The organism is Myxococcus xanthus (assembly GCF_013116825.1).
Classification (GTDB): Bacteria; Myxococcota; Myxococcia; order Myxococcales; family Myxococcaceae; genus Myxococcus; species Myxococcus xanthus_B.
Genome location: NZ_JABFNS010000162.1, coordinates 1 through 18,066, shown reverse-complemented (window position 1 = coordinate 18,066; position 18,066 = coordinate 1). Strand labels below are relative to the sequence as shown.

15 protein-coding genes and 1 pseudogene are annotated in these 18,066 nt (G+C 69.3%); 7 read left to right on the top strand and 9 right to left on the bottom strand.

All coding sequences use genetic code 11. The features are described 5' to 3' along the window. From HNV26_RS32725 to HNV26_RS32700, 6 genes and pseudogenes are all read left to right on the top strand, one after another. Nucleotides 1-242: pseudogene (locus tag HNV26_RS32725) on the top strand (L-seryl-tRNA(Sec) selenium transferase); the annotation flags it as partial. After that, nucleotides 239-832 carry an HNH endonuclease gene (locus tag HNV26_RS32720; RefSeq protein ID WP_090491299.1) on the top strand — a complete coding sequence of 198 codons (594 nt, stop codon included), beginning with the start codon at nucleotides 239-241 and terminating at the stop codon, nucleotides 830-832. The pseudogene HNV26_RS32725 and the gene HNV26_RS32720, both read left to right, overlap by 4 nt. Before the next feature lie 277 nt (nucleotides 833-1,109). Beyond that, nucleotides 1,110-2,006: a P-loop NTPase gene (locus HNV26_RS32715; RefSeq protein ID WP_171443334.1), complete on the top strand. Its 897-nt coding sequence runs from the start codon at nucleotides 1,110-1,112 to the stop codon at nucleotides 2,004-2,006. After that, a complete protein-coding gene (locus HNV26_RS32710; RefSeq protein WP_171452943.1) occupies nucleotides 2,003-3,721 on the top strand; it encodes a helix-turn-helix domain-containing protein in 1,719 nt (572 codons plus the stop codon). The genes HNV26_RS32715 and HNV26_RS32710 overlap by 4 nt, the downstream gene beginning before the upstream one ends. Nucleotides 3,722-3,806: 85 nt before the next feature. Continuing rightward, a complete protein-coding gene (locus HNV26_RS32705) occupies nucleotides 3,807-4,070 on the top strand; it encodes a hypothetical protein (RefSeq protein ID WP_011553384.1) in 264 nt (87 codons plus the stop codon). 10 nt (nucleotides 4,071-4,080) lie between these two features. Then, nucleotides 4,081-5,118 carry an RluA family pseudouridine synthase gene (locus tag HNV26_RS32700; RefSeq protein WP_171445006.1) on the top strand — a complete coding sequence of 346 codons (1,038 nt, stop codon included), beginning with the start codon at nucleotides 4,081-4,083 and terminating at the stop codon, nucleotides 5,116-5,118. On the opposite strand, the gene HNV26_RS32695 is transcribed toward HNV26_RS32700, so the two are convergent. Together HNV26_RS32695 and HNV26_RS32690 are read right to left on the bottom strand one after the other, a co-directional pair. Continuing rightward, nucleotides 5,099-6,409, bottom strand: a complete 1,311-nt coding sequence (locus HNV26_RS32695) for an HD-GYP domain-containing protein (RefSeq protein ID WP_171445007.1) — start codon at nucleotides 6,407-6,409, stop codon at nucleotides 5,099-5,101. The genes HNV26_RS32700 and HNV26_RS32695 overlap by 20 nt on opposite strands. 4 nt (nucleotides 6,410-6,413) lie before the next feature. Further along, nucleotides 6,414-8,180, bottom strand: coding sequence for a HEAT repeat domain-containing protein (locus HNV26_RS32690; protein ID WP_171445008.1), 1,767 nt, complete (start codon nucleotides 8,178-8,180; stop codon nucleotides 6,414-6,416). A 98-nt stretch (nucleotides 8,181-8,278) separates the two neighbouring features. Between HNV26_RS32690 and HNV26_RS32685 the strand changes: the two genes are divergently transcribed. Beyond that, complete coding sequence (locus HNV26_RS32685; RefSeq protein ID WP_253817278.1) at nucleotides 8,279-8,659, top strand: hypothetical protein; 381 nt, start codon at nucleotides 8,279-8,281, stop codon at nucleotides 8,657-8,659. A gap of 163 nt (nucleotides 8,660-8,822) precedes the next feature. Here HNV26_RS32685 and HNV26_RS32680 read toward each other — a convergent pair whose 3' ends face one another. From HNV26_RS32680 to HNV26_RS32650, 7 genes are all read right to left on the bottom strand, one after another. Further along, entirely contained in the window at nucleotides 8,823-11,288 is a 2,466-nt protein-coding gene (locus HNV26_RS32680) for an OPT family oligopeptide transporter (RefSeq protein ID WP_171445010.1), read from the bottom strand. Nucleotides 11,289-11,449: 161 nt separating this feature from the next. Beyond that, nucleotides 11,450-12,337 (bottom strand): RNA polymerase factor sigma-32, encoded by an 888-nt coding sequence (locus tag HNV26_RS32675; protein WP_171445011.1) that lies wholly within the window; start codon nucleotides 12,335-12,337, stop codon nucleotides 11,450-11,452. A gap of 431 nt (nucleotides 12,338-12,768) precedes the next feature. After that, on the bottom strand, nucleotides 12,769-14,823 hold the full coding sequence (locus HNV26_RS32670) for a transglutaminase TgpA family protein (protein WP_171445012.1): 2,055 nt from the start codon (nucleotides 14,821-14,823) through the stop codon (nucleotides 12,769-12,771). Then, the gene (locus HNV26_RS32665; protein WP_171445013.1) at nucleotides 14,820-15,788 is read right to left on the bottom strand and encodes a DUF58 domain-containing protein; all 969 of its coding nucleotides are present in this window, start codon (nucleotides 15,786-15,788) and stop codon (nucleotides 14,820-14,822) included. Before HNV26_RS32665 ends, HNV26_RS32670 begins: the two co-directional genes overlap by 4 nt. Further along, nucleotides 15,785-16,765 (bottom strand): AAA family ATPase, encoded by a 981-nt coding sequence (locus HNV26_RS32660; protein WP_171445014.1) that lies wholly within the window; start codon nucleotides 16,763-16,765, stop codon nucleotides 15,785-15,787. The genes HNV26_RS32665 and HNV26_RS32660 overlap by 4 nt, the downstream gene beginning before the upstream one ends. A gap of 95 nt (nucleotides 16,766-16,860) precedes the next feature. Further along, nucleotides 16,861-17,184: an STAS domain-containing protein gene (locus HNV26_RS32655; RefSeq protein ID WP_171445015.1), complete on the bottom strand. Its 324-nt coding sequence runs from the start codon at nucleotides 17,182-17,184 to the stop codon at nucleotides 16,861-16,863. 186 nt (nucleotides 17,185-17,370) lie between these two features. Further along, nucleotides 17,371-18,066 (bottom strand): lytic transglycosylase domain-containing protein (locus HNV26_RS32650; protein WP_216612941.1); only part of this gene is annotated, 696 nt, incomplete at its 5' end.

The window sequence follows — 18,066 nt, the reverse complement described above, 5'->3', positions numbered from 1 at the left end:
GCAGCGTGGAGGGACAGGTGGGTGGGGGTGCCATGCCGCTGGCCAGGTTGCCGTCCTCCGCGTGCATCCTCACCCTAGGGACGCCGGAAGAATTCCTGGAGCGCCTGCGCGGAGGAAGGTCGCCGGTTATTGGGAGGATCGCGGATGGCGAGGTGCTCCTCGACGTCCGGTGCCTCGAGGAGGAGGAGCTCCAGGCCGTCGCGGATGCCGTCGCGGCCGCCATTCCAGGGAACCCGCCATGATCAACAGCGCCGTGCTTGTCCTCAACCGGTACTACCAGCCGGTGCATGTCACCTCGGTGAAGCGGGCGTTCTCGCTCCTGTACCTGGGGGTGGCCAAGGCCATCGACTCGCAGTACCGGCTCTACGAGTTCGCGGATTGGGCAGCGCTGAGCGCGACACAGGACTGCATCACCACCATCGAGCGGACCATCCGCGTTCCCCGTGTCCTGGTGCTCAGCGCGTATGACCACCTGCCCCGAGGCCGGGTGCGCTTCTCCCGGCTCAACATCTACGCGCGCGACAACGACACCTGTCAGTACTGCGGCAAGAACCTGCCGCGCAGCGAGCTGAACCTGGACCACGTCATGCCGCGCACGCAGGGCGGCAAGACGACGTGGGAGAACGTCGTTTGCTCCTGCGTGCCTTGCAACCTGCGGAAGGGTGGGCGGACGCCGGAGCAGGCCCACATGAAGCTGCTCAAGAAGCCCGTGCGCCCCCGCTGGACGCCGCTGTTCCGCGGCGCCACCCGCAAGGTGACGTACCGGGAGTGGCTGCCGTTCCTGCACCTGGCGGATGCGTCGTACTGGAACGTCGAGCTGCTCGACGAGTAGCGCCTGCCTGGTGGGCATCCGGGCTCGCCGCAGGGGCTGGAAACACCGGGAGTGACGGGTTTCCGGCGCATGCGCGGGCCGGGATGTTCCACTGAACGGATGCAGAAGGTCGGGGAGTCGACGCGACCCCGGGTTCGGGATTTGATGGGGGGGCATGCCCCAACCCTCGCCAGCGCCCCGGACCGAATCCCGTGTCCTGGGCCCCACGGAGCCAGGCTCCAGGGTCTCCGGCCCTCCTGGTCTGTCACGCCGTCCTCGCCCGCGGCGCATCATCGCCGTGGGAGGCGGGAAGGGCGGTATTGGCAAGTCCATGGTGTCGGCCAACCTGGGCGTGGCCCTGGCCCAATCCGGGGCCAACGTGCTGCTCGTGGACGTGGACCTGGGCGGCGCCAACCTCCACACGTGCCTGGGGGTGGGACAGCCCAACGCGACGCTGTCCGACTTCCTGCGTCGGAACAAGGCGCAGCTGGAAGAGGTCATCGTCCCCACGGGCGTGCCCCGGCTGTCGCTGATCGCCGGCGCGCAGGATGCGCTGGACGCGGCCAACCTCAAGTACGCGCAGAAGCAGAAGCTGCTGCGGACGTTGATGGGAACGTCGGCGGACTACCTCATCCTGGACCTGGGCGCGGGGACGAGCTTCAACACCATCGACTTCTTCATCCTCGCCGACCACGGCGTGCTGGTGATGCTCCCCGAGCCCACGTCGGTGGAGAACGCCTACCGCTTCGCGAAGGCGGCCTTCTTCCGCAAGCTCCAGCAGGTGGAGTCGCAGTACGGCATCGAGGACCTGGTGGAGGACGCGCTCACCACCCGTGAGGGGGCGCTGCGCACGCTGCATGACGTGCTGGCGCAGGCCCGGCGCAAGGACCCTGCCATCGCGGACCGCCTGGAGCGCGAGCTCTCCGCGTTCCGCATCCGGCTGATCGTGAACCAGGCGCGCACGGATGCGGACCTGTCGGTGGGCGCCTCGGTGGCCGCCGCATGGAAGAAGTTCTTTGGCATCGAAATGGATGTCCTGGGTGCCATTCGCTACGACGACGAGGCGTGGCGCGCGGTGCGCAAGCGCAAGCCCGTCCTCATCGAGCGACCGGATTCCGCGGCGGCCACTGCCATTCTGGGCATCGCAACGCGTATCCTCACACTCGACGGCTCCCCTCAGCGTTCCACACCATGAAGCCCTTCGAGCTGCAGACCTATTACGAGATTCTCGAAGTCCCCGTCACCGCGCCGAAGGAGGAGATTCGGGCGGCGTACGAACGGCTGACGGAGCTGTATTCACCGGACTCCATCGCCGTGTATGCGCTCGTGGACGAGGGCCAGGTGGATGAGCTCCGCACTCGGCTCGCCGAGGCGCTGGAGATTCTCTCCGACGAAGAGCTGCGTGCCGAGTACGACAAGGACCTGGGGCTCCCGGCCCGCCGGTTGATGGACGCGGTGTCGACCGGGGGCGAGGTGGCACATGCCGCCGCGCCGGTGGAAGAGCGCGCGGGGCTCGTTGGGGTTGCCGCTTCCGGCGCGGAAGATCAAACTGGCCACCTTTCGACGCAGGTCCCCGAAACGGGGACGAACGGGAGGCCAGGAGCAGTGCGAGACGTGCCGGTGGAGGACTCGGAGACCGCGATGACGGGGCGGGGCGGGGAAGGGGAAGCCGGGGCCCATGCGACGGAGCCTCGGGTGGAGCCGGTGCCGGCGTCCTCGGGACATGCGGACTTCCGGGCGTCGTTTTTCCGTGGGTTCTCGTTCGCGTACGTGTCCAGCTCGTTGCAGGACACGCAGCGGATGGGGAGCGCGGTGGATGTTCCCGTTGCGTCGATTCAGCCCCAGGTTTCGGTGGGGGGAACGGGCACGGGGGCCGCGAGCGATGAGTCGCGGCGCGAAGCCTCCGGTACGGTGGCTGCGGCTCCGGTGGGTGAGCCGTCCGCGGCTCATGAGGTCGCTGCGGTGGTGCCTGGCGTCGTGGCGGCCAGCGCGACTGCTGCGGTTTCCCCAGGAGGCACTGCGGTAACGGGCAGCGCGCCGGCTCCCCAGGTCAGCGCCCCTTCTTCAGGCGGCGACGCCTCGGTGGCTGCTTCGGCCGCCGTGCCGACGCCGGGGTCGGCAGGCGCTGTCAGTGCGCTGGCTCCGGTCAGCGATGCGCAGTTGCCTGCGACGGCTGCCGTGCCGGCGCCCGTCTCGGCCGTTCCCGTCAGCGCCCCGGTGGCGGAAAGCAGTGCCTCGGCCGCTTCGGCCAGCGTCCCAGCCGCCGCGCCGGTGGTCCCCACGCAAGGCGCTCCGGTCAGCGCCGTGGCGGCCGTACCCCCTCCGGCGCCTGCTGCCGCCGTGACTGGCGCTCCGGCATCGGAAACCAGCGCTGCGCCCCCCCCGCCGGCTCCAGCGAGTGCCAGCCCGGTACCGACGGCCTCCCAGGCACCCGAGGCCGAGTCGACCGCCCTCGTCCCTGTCCGTGCGTCGCCCGCCACGGAGGCTCAGCCCGAGCCGGGCCGGGCTGGGGCGCGCCCCGGGCGGCCCCTGGGAGACGCGCCGCAGATCGCCCAGGACTCCGCCATCGCCACGGCGGAGGCGGCGCTGGCGCAGGCGTCCCAGGCCGCGTCGCGGGCCCGTGAGCCTCGGCCTCGCATCCCGGACATCCCGCCCGATGCCGAGTTCAACGGCGAACTGCTCCGCAAGGTCCGGGAGGCCCGAGGGGTGACCCTCCAGCAGGTGGCCGACCGCACCCGCATCACGCGCATGCACCTGGAGAACGTCGAGGCGGACCGCTACAGCCTGCTCCCGCCCTCGGTCTACCTGCGAGGTATCCTGATGAGCCTCGCCCGCGAGCTGGGGTTGGATCCACTCCGCGTCTCCAAGAGCTACCTGGCCTTGTCTTCTGAGAAGGCGGGCCGGAAGTAGGGGAGGCGCCCGGAAGCGCGCGGATGTCACCGGCGTTGCGAGGAAAGTTGACTCGCCTCCAGCCGCTGCCTAAGTAGGTAGCACGATGACGGACGAGGAAAAGGTCAAGGCGATGCGGCTCGCCCGTGCGATTGCCTCGGATATCTCGCTCTACAACGAGCAGAAGATCATCAAGGGAATCGAACAGGACAACCTCTTCGAGGTCCTCAAGGAGGAACTGGAAGAGGGCCGCGAGCTCTACAAGAGCCGCGTCAGCCAGGAGATCTTCACGAAGATGAACTTCTTCGAGCGGGCGATCAACGACATCGTCCTGCGCTCGAAGGCGCATGTGAAGTCGAAGATCTGGTAACCCCCTCCCCGTGGTAGCGCCTGACACGCGAGAGCTCCGCGCTCCGCCCGAAGCTCGCGGCGAGCGCGTCGACCAATTCCTCGCGCGCGCGTTCCCGGACCTCACGCGCTCTCGCATCCACGGCCTCATCGAGGCCGGGCATGTGCTCGCGGACGGCCAGCCGGCCAAACCGGCCCGGCGTCTGCGCGGCGGTGAGCTGCTCGTCCTCCACATTCCGGCGCCCGTTCCCGCCGTCCCGTTGGCGGAGGAGCTCCCGCTCGCGCTGCTGCACGAGGACCGCGACCTGGTCGTCGTCGACAAGGCGGCGGGGATGGTCGTCCACCCCGGCGCGGGCCACGCCTCCGGCACCCTGGTCAACGCGCTGCTGCACCGGGTGAAGGACCTGGCCGGTGTTGGCGGCGAGCTGCGGCCCGGCATCGTCCACCGGCTCGACAAGGACACCACCGGCTGTCTCGTCGTGGCGAAGAACGAGCAGGCGCTGGTGGCGCTCCAGAAGGCCTTCAAGACGCGCGCGGTGGAGAAGACGTACCTGGCGCTGGTCCACGGCGTCCCGCCGACGGAAGGGCGCATCGAGACGCTCTACGGCCGTCACCCCATCCACCGCCAGCGCTTCACGGGCAAGGTGAAGGAGGGCAAGAACGCCATCACCGAGTACCGCGTCCTCGAGGCCTTCGATGGCGCCGCGCTGGTGGAGGTGGACCTGCTCACCGGCCGCACGCACCAGATTCGCGTGCACCTCTCCGAGGCCGGCCACCCCCTGCTCTGCGACGCGCTCTACGGCGCCGGGCGCAAGGCGAAGGGCGCCGTGGCGGAGGCCCAGGAGCGGCTGGGGCGCCAGGCGCTCCATGCGTGGCGCCTGTCCTTCGCGCACCCGCGCACGGGCAAGGTGCTGAAGCTGGAGGCGCCCATTCCCGCGGACCTGGAGGCGGCCCTGACGCTGCTCCGGGCCACCGTCCCCGCGCCGGAGGCCCCGCCCGCCACCCGAAAGCAGCCCGCGCCCCGGAAGGCGGCGGGCGGCTCGAAGCGGACTACAGGCCGGACACGCTGAGCGACTGCTGGCGCTTGGACAGCACCTTCACGGGCTGGATGGCCATCACCCGCATGAAGACGGACAGCAGCTCCGGGTCGAACTTGTTCCGCATCTCCGACCACATCAGCATCAGCGCCACCTCCGGGCCGTAGGCATCCCGGTACGGGCGCTTGGAGGTGAGGGCGTCGTACGCGTCGCAGATGGCGATGATCTTCGCGTACACCCCGAGGTTCGTCTTCGGGATGATCATCTGGATGTTGCCGCGGGAGTCGCGCACGGCGGTGCCGAAGTCCGTCTTGTGCTCGAACGTCGTCACCACGCGCAGCAGCGTGGAGCGGCTGAAGCCCTTCTCCATCAGGATGTTGCGCACGGAGATGAGCGGCGCGCGCTGCACCGTCTGCTTCTCCTCGGGCGTCAGCGCGCCTCGCTTCGTCGACAGCTCCTCCGACAGCGTGGCCATGCCGGCGTCGTGGAAGAGGGCGATGTAGCCCAGGTCGCGCAGCTGCGGCTTCGTCAGCCCCAGCTCCGCGCCGAAGACGACGCTCATGAGGCACACGTTGACCTGGTGATACACGAGGTAGTCGTCCTCGCGTCGCATGGTCGTCATGCCCAGGAAGTGCGTCCGCTGCTCGAAGGAGATGTCGACGAAGTCCTGCACCAGGCGCAGCGCCTTGGAGGCGTTGATGGGCTTTCCGGCGCGCACCGACTCCAGGTACTTCGTGAGGAAGAACACGGCGCGCGCGTAGATGGTCATCGCGTACTTCTTGCGGTCCACCTTCTGGTCGCCCGGGTTGTCCAGGTCCTTGTTCAGCTTCTCCTTCAGCTTGGAGAACTTGGCCACCCGCATGTTGAGCAGCTTGCGGTTGGACAGGCCGTCCTCTTCGGACGCGGTCGTCTGCTCCTTGCTGAAGATCCAGATGAAGTTCTTCAGCTCCGGAACGGTGACGGGCTTGGTGAGCGTGAAGCCGCCCACGTCCTTCGAGCGCAGCTCCGTCAGCAGGTATCGCTGGTTCTCGATGGAGTTGAGGTCCACCTTCACCAGCATGCCGTTCAGGTAGAACGACTCCTTGACGCCCGTGAGCTCCAGGCGGCCTTCCTTGCCGATGATTTGATTGATGATGTCCTGGAGCTGGTGCAGCGGCTTCTGGAAGACCGCGTTCTCCGGGTCATACATCTTCACCGAGCGCACCAGCATGTACAGGCCGGCCACCAGCGAGCGCGCCAGTCCCTGGAGCTTCTCGTTGTGCTCGCGGCCGAACTCGTTGGTGTTCTCATCCTGCGCCTGGGTGATTTTCAGGTTGTCGGCCATGCGCCTATGTCTCCTCCGACAGCGCCGAGTCTCCGAAGAGCGCCTTCTTCGTCTGGTACATCGCCTTGCGAGCCGAGGTGAGGACCTCCAATGGCTGGCTCTTGTCCTCCACCACCGCCTGCAACAGCTTGTAGCCCTGGATGGAGCACGCGCCGCCCAGGCCGTGGATGGCCAGCAGCTTGTCCTCCAGCACGCGCTTCTTGTTGAGCAGCGAGGGCTTCGTCGCGAGCATCTGCTGCATCATCGACAGGGCGCCCGGGGTGCCCGTGGAGCCGATGGCCGCGTACACCGCGGCGCGCTCGTCGGGCGTCTTCTTGTCGAAGCCGGGCTCCCGCACCAGGCGCATCAGGTCCGCGTATCCCTTGTCGCGGTCGAACTCCGGCAGCAGCTTCGCCGCCAGCATGCGCACCTGGGAGATGGAGTCCGTGAGCGCGTCCGCGATGATGCGCCGGGCCTCGCCCGTGCGGCCTCGGCCGATGATGTTGAGCACCTCCAACTTCACCACCAGGTTGGGGCTCTTGAGCACCTGGCCGAACATCTTCACCCGGTCCGGGTGGTTGCTCTTCTCCAGGATGTAGACCATGTCGCGCACTGTCTGCGGCCGCTCTGACATCAGCCGCGCGACGAAGGGCTCGGGCACCTCACGCGCGAAACCCGCGAGGGCGTCACAGAGCAGGGTGCGGTTGTCGGCGACCTCGATGCTCTCCAGCACCGACAGCAGGGGGATGATGGAGTCCCGGCCCAACACCTGGAGGTAGCGAGACACGTCCGCGGGGTTCTTCGGTCGCGTCGACTTGAGCGACTCGCCCACCCGCATCAGGCGCTGCTCCTCGCCCATCTTGTGGAGGAAGTTCTCCAACATCTTCGCCAGGTCCTCGCTGCCTTCGCGCTGGGACAGCGCGCGCAGCTTGAGGACGATCTGGTTGATGGTGCCGAAGTCGTCCTGGAGGAGGAGCATGTCCAGCAACTGCACGAAGATCTCCTCGAGCAGGAACGCGTCATCCACGCCGCCTTCCACCACCTGGAACACGGCGCTCACCAGCTTGGGGAACAGCCGGGCGTTCTCCTCCTCGGAGACCTCGCGCTGCAGCTTCGCCTTCAGCTCGTCCGAGGCATGCCGTCCACCCACCACGAGTCCGCGAATCTGCTCCACGCCGTCCAGCTTGGCGTCCAGGTCCTCCGCGGACACGCGCGCGAAGCGCAGGTAGTCATCCGAGTTCGTCTGCAGGCGCGAGTAGAGGTAGCCCACCACCTTGTCCACCTCGACCTGCACTTCCTCCTCGCTGGCGTTCTCCATGGAGAAGCCTTCCACCACCACGTACTCCACGTGCTCCATGCTCGCGCGCCACAGCTGCGCCAGCACGTCCTCCGCGCCGCGCTCCGGCTCGGACAGGGCGATGAGCGTGAAGGTGGTCAGCTCCTCCACCGTGAGCCCCGGGCGGAAGATGAGCTGCCGGATGCCGTCGCGGAAGAACTTGTAGGGCAGCGGGGTGTCCTCGGAGAACAGCGACTCACCGAGGAGCAGGAAGTTCTGCTGCTCCACCTTCATCGACAGGGGGCCGAACTTGTCGGTGTAGGTGGTAATCGACTCGAGCGCCTTCCCGAGGAACTCCGGGAAGCGCGACTCGTTGTGGCGATACATCCCGATCTGCTTGATGCCCTTGAGCAGGTGGAAGGCGAACGTCTTCGCCAACTCAACCTTCTCACGTGCCTCAGGCGAAAGCTGGGGCTCCGCGTTGGATTCCTGGATGGCTTTAGGGGGGTGGGCCATGCTGTCACCCGAGCCTAACCCGATTTTGGACGGCCACCCAGGAGACGGTCCGTGGAAGTCTCATGGCTTGGGTGTCGTCCCTGTGACGGGGCATGAGAATGACGGGGATTCCTGGTTGTGTTGCCAAATGCGTCATCCGCCGCAACGAGGTGACGTCCATGGCGCGGTTGCTGGCGTGCTCGCTGCTGTTGGTTTCGCTGACGGGCTGTTTCCGGATGAGCCTCCGTTCCGGAGCGCCTCGCGGAGGAGCGCCCGAAGAGCAGACCGGCGTGAGCCTGGTCGTCGGACTGACGACCTCGAACGTGGTGGCGCCGGAGTGCCAGCACGGCTTCTCCCGCGTGGATGTGTATTGGCCGTGGTGGAGCCCCGTCGTCTACGCGGCGACCTTCGGCATCGTCACGCCGCTGCGCACGGAGTACGTGTGCGCGGAGGCCACGGAGGCCGCTGGCCCCGTGCCGTCCTCCCACCCGCCGCTCTGAGTGAGACGGCCCGGGTGGGTGCTCGCCGCCTCCTGGACGGGGTTTCAGGAGGCACGCCGCACCCGCCCCGGAAATGAGCGAGGCGGCGAGGATTGCTCCTCGCCGCCCCGGGTGTCTCAGCGGTGTTTCACCCGGCCTCCAGGAGGAGGCCCGGGCACGTGGCCTACGCCTCCTTCTGCGGCGGCGGGGACATGGCGGCGCTCTGGCCCTTGATGGCGGAGCGCAGCAGGAACAGCGTCAGGCCGGCGAAGAAGAGCAGGCCCCAGAGGTTGGACCACAGCGGGTGGGAGTGCTCGCTCTCGCCCACCATGTTGAGGAAGCCGCCCAGGCCGCCCTGATTGCCCAGCAGGGCAGGCAGGTTCAGCGCGCGGGTGCCGGCTCCGTCGGTGGCGATTTCCAGGAAGGCGATGAGCACGCCCGCGATGGAGCCACCGGCGATGAAGCCGGAGGAGAGCAGGGTGCCCGGCGAGAAGTCGGACTCGCCGCCGCGGATGCGGTCCACGAAGTAGCGCACCATGCCGCCCACGAAGAGCGGCGCGCTGCTGCTGATGGGCAGGTACACGCCCACCGCGAAGGGCAGGGAGGACACGCCGCACAGCTCCAGCATCAGCGCGATGAACACGCCCAGGAGCACCAGGTCCCACGGCAGCTTCTGGGTGAGGATGCCGTCGATGATGAGCGAGAACAGCTGCGCCTTGGGGGCCGCGTAGCGCGTCAGCTGCTGGCCTTCATAGACGCTGACGCGGCCACCGATGCCCGGGTCCACCACGTACTGGATGGTGTCGGACTCATCGAGCAGGTACTTGCCCGCGGGCACCGGCGTGTCCGCGCCGCGCACGAAGCCTTCCTTGTAGGTGCGCTCCGGGCCGTCGGTGACGGCGCCCAGGTCCGCCACCTTGATGGGGGCGCCGCGGGAGACGTTGAGCGTCACCGCGCCCAGGTCCTGCGAGGACACGTCGCGCCAGCTGCGCAGCTCCATCGCGCCGCCCTGCGTGTTCAGCTCGTAGCCCTGCGCCCAGACGGCCCTGCGCAGCGCCGCCTCGTCCAGGCCGCGGGCCGCCATCGCGTCGGCGGAGACGGCCCAGGAGAAGGTGTGCTGGACGCGCGTCTCGTTGGAGAACTCCGTCACCTTCACGCCCGGGTGGGGCTCGGGGATGGTGACGGTGGCGCCGCGGTTGAGCGTCACCAGCACCAGGCCGATGAACATCGCGCTGGTGAGCACACCGACGAACAGCGCCAACTGCTGGCGCCGGGGCGTACCGCCCACCAGGAAGGCCGTCTTGAGGTCCTGCGCGGTGGTGCCGCCGTTGGACGCGGCGATGCCGACGATGGCCGCCGTGGTGAGGGCCATGAAGCGGTCCTCGGACGACGTCCAGCCCATGAGCAGGTACACGAGGCAGGTGATGAGCAGCGTGGCCACCACCATGCCGGAGATGGGGTTGGACGAACTGCCAATCTCACCGGTGATGCGCGCGCTCACCGTGACGAAGAAGAAGCCGAAGATGACGATGAGGATGGCGGAGATGAAGTTCACCTCCAGCGGCGGCGCCAGCCAGATGGCCAGCACCAGCAGCGCGCTGCCGCCCAGCACCACGGTGATGGGCAGGTCCTGCTCCGTGCGCAGCAGCTGCGGCATGGCGCCCTGGCCCCGCGACGCCTTCAGCGACTCCAGGCTGCGCTTGAAGGCCCCGACGATGGTGGGCAGCGAGCGGATGAGGCTGATGAGACCGCCCGTCGCCACGGCGCCCGCGCCGATGTAGAGCACGTACGCATTGCGAATCTGGTCCGGCGACATGTCCCGGATGAGCTGGCCGTTGTGCATCAGCAGCGGCGTCTCCAGCCCGCTGCCGAAGAACGAGATGGCCGGGATGAGGATGAGGTAGCTCAGCACACCACCGGCGAAGGTGATGGCCGCCACGCGGGGGCCGATGATGTAGCCCACGCCCAGCAGCTCCGGGCTCACCTCGGTGGAGACGGTCGCGCTCTTGAGCCCCTGCAGCGGCGTGCTCAGCACCTCGCGGAACAGCTTCATGCCGGAGTAGGCGAGCTTGTAGACACCGCCCACGATGAACCCGGTGATGACGGTGCGGGCGTTGGTGCCGCCCTGCTCGCCGACGATGAGCACGTCCGCGCTGGCGGTGCCCTCCGGGTAGGGAAGCCTGCCGTGCTCCTGGACGATGAGGCCCTGGCGCAGCGGAATCATCATCAGCACGCCGAGCACGCCGCCCAGCGCCGCCGTGAGGAAGGCGTGGGTGAGGCTGATGTCGTAGCCCAGCAGCAAGAGGGCGGGGAGCGCGGCGGCCACCCCGAAGGCGAGCGACTCACCGGCCGAGCCCGTCGTCTGGACGATGGTGCTCTCCAGGATGCTGGAGCTGCCCAGGGCCCGGAAGATGGCGATGGAGAGCACCGCGACGGGAATGGACGCGGAGACCGTGAGGCCCACCTTGATGGCCAGGTACACGGACGAGGCGGCGAACACGATGCCCAGCACCGAGCCGAGCACCAGGGCTCGAATCGTCATCTCCGCCGGAGACTTGTCGGGGGGGATGTACGGGGTATGGGCGACTGTCGCGAGTGTCTGCGCGACCGGGACGCGATCCTCGGAGATCGGCGGCGAACCGTGGGCCAAGCGGGGGGCTCCTTCAAAGGGAAACCGGCCCTTTCTAGCAGGCCCCCGGCTGGCCGTGAAACAACGCCCTCAAATGGCAAGCGCCCCCGCCGGTAGGGCGGAGGCGCGTTGATGCGGGCTTGCCCCGGAATGCCGGGTCGGCTGGCCGGGGCCGTCCCGGCTCATGGCTGGGTGGCGACGGCCTCGGGGTCCACCTCGGCCATGAGCGCGGCCAGCTCCGATTTGAGCTTGTCCTTGGCGCGTATCTCCAACTGGCGGGCGCGCTCGCGCGAGAAGCCGAAGTGCTCCCCCAGCTCCTTGAGCGTCATGGGGCGCTCGTTCATGACGCGTTGCTCGATGATGAAGCGCTCACGCGGGTCCAGGCGCATCAGCGCGGTCCGGACGCGGGCGTTGATGAGGCCCGCCTCCTCCTTGTCCGCGAACTCGTCGTCCTGCGGGGCCGCGGCGCTCACCACGAAGTCCACGTGGCTGTTGCCGCCGTCCTCGCCCATGGGCGCGTCCAGGGACAAGTCCCGCCCACCCATGCGCTGCTCCATCTCCCGCACCTCGCCCGGCTTCACGTGGAGCCGGCGGGCGATGTCATCCACATTCACGGCAGTGTCACCGCTGCCAAACTTCTCCAGCTCGCGGCGCGTGCGGGCCAGACTGAAGAAGAGCTTCCGCTGCGCCTGGGTGGTCCCCAGCTTCACGAGCGACCAGCTCTTGAGGATGTAGTTCTGGATGTACGCGCGAATCCACCACACCGCGTAGGAGATGAGGCGGATGCCCTTGTCCGGATCGAACTTCTGCACGGCCTTCATCAGGCCGATGTTCCCCTCCTGGATGAGGTCCGACATCTTGATGCCGTAGGAGCGGTACTCGTAGGCGACCTTCACCACGAAGCGCAGGTTGGCGGTCACCATCCGGTGCCCGGCCGCCAGGTCGCCCTTGAGGAAGCGGCGCGCGAGCTCCTGCTCCTCCTCCACCTTGAGGAGGGAGTAGTGGTTGATCTCCGAGAGGTACATCGCCAGGGAGCCGGAGTTGGACGACTGCTCGGTGGATGCCTGCATGAATGATTTCTCCGCCGGTGGGCCTCGCGGGGAGGCCGGGATGGATGGATTTCGTCTGACGACGTGACGAAGGGAGCTTGAGCAACAGAAATGCCAACCTGCCCCGAAGGGCCATTCCCAATGTCTGCGAGGGGTTGGCGTGCTCCAGCGGCGCATCCAGCGCCGCAATCCTGTAACCGTTACGTCGCACCGGCATGAATCGCCGGATGCGCTAGCTGTAGGAGCTTCAGAACTGTTCGCATTCAAGCCTCCCGGGGGCTGCGCAGGGCCGAGCTCCCAGTGAGGGCGCGGCCATTGGAGCGATGCCCGTCACACGACGTGGCCGCCCGCGGGAAAAGGCGTAACGACGCCTCGGGCCGCTGACACGCCCGGGCCGCCGGCACGCGCGGTGGGCGGCCTGGCGGTCAGGCGCGAGGACCGAGGTCCGGGTGTCAGGAAGCGCGCGCTTGGGGCGGGCGAGTGCCCTCGCTGGCGACGCGCTGGGACTCCGTGAGAACAGCGCGTCTCAAGTCCGTCAGCAGCCGCGTGGCCTCCCCCTGCTGGAGCGGGCGACCGCCAAAGCGGGCTTCCAGGTAGCGCCGGGTGACGGGCGTCAGGGCGGGGGACAGGGGGTGCCGCTCCCGGGCGAGCCGAGCGTCCAGGGCTTCCAGTGTCTCACCGTCGACGCGTGTGATTCGCGCGGAGGCGAGCTGCGCCTCCACCGCGTCCGCGAAGCGCGTGGCCTCCAACGGCCGCTCACGGGACAGGAACTGCGTCAGGAGCCGCCAGGCGGTGTAGGCCGCGGCGGCCGCGAGCAGCGCGGCACCGAAGGCCCGGGGGGGCGGCGCGCGGCTGGGCGGCGCGTCCTTCTTCGGGACCTCGTGCGAGCGGGTGAGCGAGCGGACGACCGTCAGCTGATCGCGGAAGTTGTAGTCCAGGACGACGTCACGCCACTGCGACTCCACGACTTCATAGAAGTTGATGAGCTGCTCCAGCAGGCGAGGGGACTGGCTCGCGCGGTGGGCCGGCGGCGTCGCGTCCACGGTGATGAAGCCGCGCCCCGGCACCAGCACGTGCGTCCAGGCATGCGCATCACCCGCGCGGACCACGTAGCCGCCCGTCACCCGCTCGCCGCCGAAGAAGCCGGTGGCCAGCCGCGCCCGCATGCCCTGGGTGCGCAGCATCAACGTGAGCGCGGTGGCGAAGTGCTCGCAGTGTCCCTGCTTGCGCTGGAAGAGGAAGTCGGCGACCGGGTCCGGCACATCGCCGCTCAACTCCAGCGTGTAGCTGTACTCGCGTTGCAGCCACGCGGACAGCTTCCGCGCGGCGGCCAGCGGGTCGCGTTCGCCATTGAGCACCCGCGCGGCTGTCTGGCCGACGCGGACGTCCAGCCCTTCCGGCAGCGACAGCAGGGAATCCTGCTCCTCTGGGGGCAGGTCCTGGACGTCGTCGCCGCTGGCGCCGGGCGGGAGACTGTAGGCCTCATACGAATACGAGATGCCGGAGTCGCGGAAGCGCACCTCGCCGCCGCCCAGTTCGTGGATCTGCGTGCGCCGGGAGCCCACCTGCGTGTTGGCCACGGCGTTGCCCAGCCGCGAGGGCGTCTCCAGCGCCACCAGCGTGCGCGCGCCGTACGCGGGCATCAGCTCCACGTGCTGGTGGACCAGGTTCTCCTGCCCCGGCCGCAGCGTCGTCATGAACTCGGAGCCGTTGCTGGTGGCGCGCGCGTTGGACCACTCCATGCCGTCGAAGACGTCGTAGGTGCGGCCCACCCAGTACGCGTCGAGCGTTTCCTTCTCCGGGTCCGGGGTCAGGGTGGCGCGCAGCACGATGCGCGGGTTGTCCTTGATGGTGCCCGCGCCGCCCAGGCGCACGGTGTTGGAGAAGCCCGCGGTGGCCACGCCCAGGCCGGGCGAGGCGCCGGGGCCAATCATGTTCCAGTTGAGGCGGGGGAAGAGGATGAAGAAGGCCACGGCGCCCACCACGGCGAAGCCCACGCCCATGGCCAGCGGGCCCATCACCGCGCGCACCGGCACCGGCTCGCCTTCGGGGACCGCGGACTCCACCACGCCCAGCGCCAGGGCGATGCTGGCCAGCACGCCGAAGACAATCAGGAAGAGGCCGTAGACGAGCTCGCCGGAGAGCGCCGCGCCGCCCGCCACCATCAACAGGCCGGACAGGTGGACCTGGCCGTCGGTGGCCGCGTCCGGCGTGGACAGCAGGCGCTGCGCGGAGATGAGGCCGGCGAAGGCACAGGCCGCCACCACCAGGTTGAGCGAGCCCGCGAGCACGTTCGTGCCCAGCGTCAGCGCCACGGCCAGCAGCAGCAGCGCGGTGAGCTTCACCCGGTTGGCGAAGGGGCGCCGCCCCGCCAGCGCGACCACCAGGGCCACGCCGTAGAGGACCAGCGACCAGAGGGGGAGCTGGCCCGACACCGCCATGGAGGCGAAGGCGGACCCGGAGCCCAGGTCTCGCAGCACCAGCCTCAGCCGCGTGCCCTTCCTCATGCCGCCTCCTCGTCACCGCGAGGGCGCTCGTACCCCAGCCACGCCAGCGCCCGCAGCAGGCGCCGCTCCTGGGCCGCGCCCGCGGCGGGCCGGATGCGCTCCTCCGGCGTGTCCAGGCCCACCTCGTGACCTTCCTCGATGAGCCGGCGGGCCAAGGCGGCCACTTCCTCGCAGCGGCGCTCGAGCGCCTCCGCGTCGAGCCCGTCCGCCACTGTCAGCACGAAGGTGCGCCGCTCCTCGTGCTCGCGCTCCACCCGCAGCAGCTTCCCGGCGGAGGCGCTCTTCATCCAGTGGATGCGCCGGGCGTCCTCTCCCGGCGCCAGCTCGCGCAGGCCGCTCAGGTCTCCGTTGCCGTCATTGCGGCGGGGGTTGCCCGCGTCGCCCACGGGGCCTTGCTCCGGCGCGCCCGGGTCCTGACAGGCGTAGGTCCGCCGCGGGTAGATGAGCAGCGTGCTCTCCAGCGGAAAGGTGCGCGTCTTGGCGAACAGCCCCAGCGGCCAGGTGGTGGTGACACGCACGCCCGTGAGCCGCACGGGCCCGCGCTGGGGCGCGGTGAGGTCCGCTCGCACGACGTGGTCCACGCCCGCGGGCAGGTAACCCACGCCGCCCGCGCCGGTGAGCGGCGAGTCCGCCTCTGACAGCGTGAGGGCGAAGGCGTGGCCCTGGCCGCGGGAGATGGCCCACCGGAAGGCGAAGGGCTCCTGGGCGAAGGCTGCGTCCGCGCCCACGCGCCGCACCGACAGGTAGCGCAGGCAGCGCTCGGACAGGACGCCCGACACCACCACCATGCTCAGCAGGAGGCCCAGCAGCAGGTAGAGGAGGTTGTTGCCGGTGTTGAGCGCGCCCAGGCCCACGCCGAACGTCACCACCAGGTAGGTGCGTCCGATGCGCGTCACCTTGAGGGTGCGCGGCGGGCGGAGCCGCGAGCGAACCCGGGCCCACCATGACGGCAGCCGGGGGGTCACCGGGGCGCCGGGACCTTTCGGGCAATCTCCTCCAGCAGGTGCGCCGCCTCGTCGCGCGCGGACACGCCCTGCACGGCGCTGCGCAGCATGATGCGGTGGGCCCAGCAGGGCAGGAGCACCGCGCGGACGTCACCGGGCGTGGCGAAGTCCCGGGCGTCCCACAGCGCGTGGGCCCGTGCGGCCGCGCCCAGCGCGAGCACGGCGCGGGTGGAGGCGCCTCGCTCCAGGTCGCCGTGCGAGCGCGTGGCCGTGGCGAGCCGCACCACGTAGTCCGCGACCGACGCGTCCAATCTCAGCGCCGCGGCGAACGAGCGCAGCGACGCCAGCTCCTCGGGCTCGGAGACGGTCTCCACCGCGTCCAGGGGCGGCGTGCCGTCGCGGGTGACGAGCAGCCCGGCCTCCACCTCCGGCGTCGGGTGGCCCAGGGACATGCGCACCATGAAGCGGTCCAGCTGCGAGTCCGGCAGCGGGTAGGTGCCGGAGAAGTCCACCGGGTTCTGCGTGGCCACCACCGTGAAGGGCGCGGGCAGCGCGTGCGTGGCGCCGTCCAGGGAGACCTGGCCCTGGGCCATGGCCTCCAGCAGCGCGGACTGGGTGCGCGGTGGGGCGCGGTTCAGCTCATCCGCCAGCACCAGCTGCCGGAAGAGAGGACCGGGACGGAACTGGAAGGTGGCCGTCTGCGCGTGGAAGACCTGGGCGCCCAGCACGTCAGCGGGCATCAGGTCCGCGGTGAACTGGACGCGGGCGAAGCTCAGGCCGCAGGCCTTGGCCAGGGCCTCGGCGAGCGTCGTCTTGCCCACGCCCGGGACGTCCTCCAGCAGGACATGGCCGCCGGCGACCAGGGACGTCACCACGAGCTGGAGTTGGGAGGGCTTTCCCTGCACCGCGCGGTCCAACTGGGTGGCGATGCGTTCCATCGCCGTGCGCGCGTTTGCGGGGGACGGCACCGGGGAGAGGGCGCGGGCAGGCTGGTTCATCTGCCGCCACTCTAGCCGACTCCCTCGATTGCCAACACGCCTCGCGTCCGGGCTTGCAGCGCGGACGCTCCCTCCCTCCCGGGGCGGCGAAGCGCCTACGCCGGGAAGACGTCCTCGGGCGTGTAGTAGGCAGGGCGCGGCGACGTCCCTGTGCCCACACCGAAGTACCGGAACATCCGCTCGTGGTGGGTGGCCAAGCCGCGCAGTTGGACGGGGCGCTCCACCAGTCCTCGTGTCAGGACTCCCACGGCGCTGTCCTTGAACTCCCGCAGGTGGGCGAAGTCCAGGACGACCTCACGCCCACTCAGGGCGCTCAGAGAGGTCCGGACCTCTTCTGCCGTCTTGCCGTCCAGCGTGCCCTCCAGCCGCAGCGTCACGGAACCTGCGGACTCCTCACGGTGGATCTGTAGCCCCGACATTGCTGTGCTCTCCAAGTTGGCGCGGAGCCTGGGTTGGAGCGTCATCGCTCCAGTCCTTCCACGGAAGGGCCCGTGGGGTTCTCCCGCCCGGCGCACAGTGCACAGGGTTCGCGGGTTTGGTTACCCCCCACATCGCAACTTTCTCGCGACTGTCGTGCAGCCGTCGCAAGGCTTGTTGCTCAGCGTTCAGCTCTTCTGGCCATTCGTCTTCTGGGCCTCTCGCAGCGTGAGCTGCTTCTCCTGCGCGGCCTTCAGCTTGCGGAACTCCTTCACGACCTTGGCGGGGTAGCCGGCCATGAACTTCGCGCGCGCCTCCTTCTTGGCCAGGATGCGGCGGGCCAGCCCGGGGCCGGCGTTGTAGGCGACCAGGGCCTTCTCCACGGTGCCGAAGCGCTGGATGAGGTCCGCCAGGTACGCGGTCCCCAGCTCCACGTTGGTCTCCGAGTCGAAGAGGTTGCTGGCGCGGCCCAGCCGCAGGCCGGCCTTGTCCGCCAGCCAGGTGCCGGTGTCCGGCATCACCTGCATCAGGCCCATGGCCCCGACGTGGGACACCGCGTAGTTGTTGAAGGAGCTCTCGCAGCGGATCACTGCCACGACCAGGAGCGGGTCGATGTTGTTGCGAGCCGCCTCGCGGACGATGGCCACCGCCAGCCGGCGCTGCTGCCGGGCGGGGAGGCCAGAGGCCTTCACCATCTCCGTGATGCCCAGGGCCTCGGCCTCGGCGTAGTGGGCCTCATCCTCGTAGAGGTGCAGCTTTGCCAGGGTCGCCTTCAGCTCGGCGTCGCGCTCGGCCAGCTTCGCGCGCAGCTCCGTCACCTCCGGCCCCTCGCCCTGGGCGCCTTCCGGAACCTGCACCGGAAACGCGACCGCCCCCGTCCCCAC

Bases quoted from the DNA above. Each gene is read 5' to 3' on its own strand.
- HNV26_RS32720 (WP_090491299.1), top strand. From the start codon at position 239: ATGATCAACAGCGCCGTGCTTGTCCTCAACCGGTACTACCAGCCGGTG.
- HNV26_RS32670 (WP_171445012.1), bottom strand. From the start codon at position 14,823: ATGAGGAAGGGCACGCGGCTGAGGCTGGTGCTGCGAGACCTGGGCTCC.
- HNV26_RS32710 (WP_171452943.1), top strand. From the start codon at position 2,003: ATGAAGCCCTTCGAGCTGCAGACCTATTACGAGATTCTCGAAGTCCCC.
- HNV26_RS32675 (WP_171445011.1), bottom strand. From the start codon at position 12,337: ATGCAGGCATCCACCGAGCAGTCGTCCAACTCCGGCTCCCTGGCGATG.
- HNV26_RS32690 (WP_171445008.1), bottom strand. From the start codon at position 8,180: ATGGCCCACCCCCCTAAAGCCATCCAGGAATCCAACGCGGAGCCCCAG.
- HNV26_RS32655 (WP_171445015.1), bottom strand. From the start codon at position 17,184: ATGTCGGGGCTACAGATCCACCGTGAGGAGTCCGCAGGTTCCGTGACG.
- HNV26_RS32685 (WP_253817278.1), top strand. From the start codon at position 8,279: ATGACGGGGATTCCTGGTTGTGTTGCCAAATGCGTCATCCGCCGCAAC.
- HNV26_RS32705 (WP_011553384.1), top strand. From the start codon at position 3,807: ATGACGGACGAGGAAAAGGTCAAGGCGATGCGGCTCGCCCGTGCGATT.
- HNV26_RS32660 (WP_171445014.1), bottom strand. From the start codon at position 16,765: ATGAACCAGCCTGCCCGCGCCCTCTCCCCGGTGCCGTCCCCCGCAAAC.
- HNV26_RS32695 (WP_171445007.1), bottom strand. From the start codon at position 6,409: ATGGCCGACAACCTGAAAATCACCCAGGCGCAGGATGAGAACACCAAC.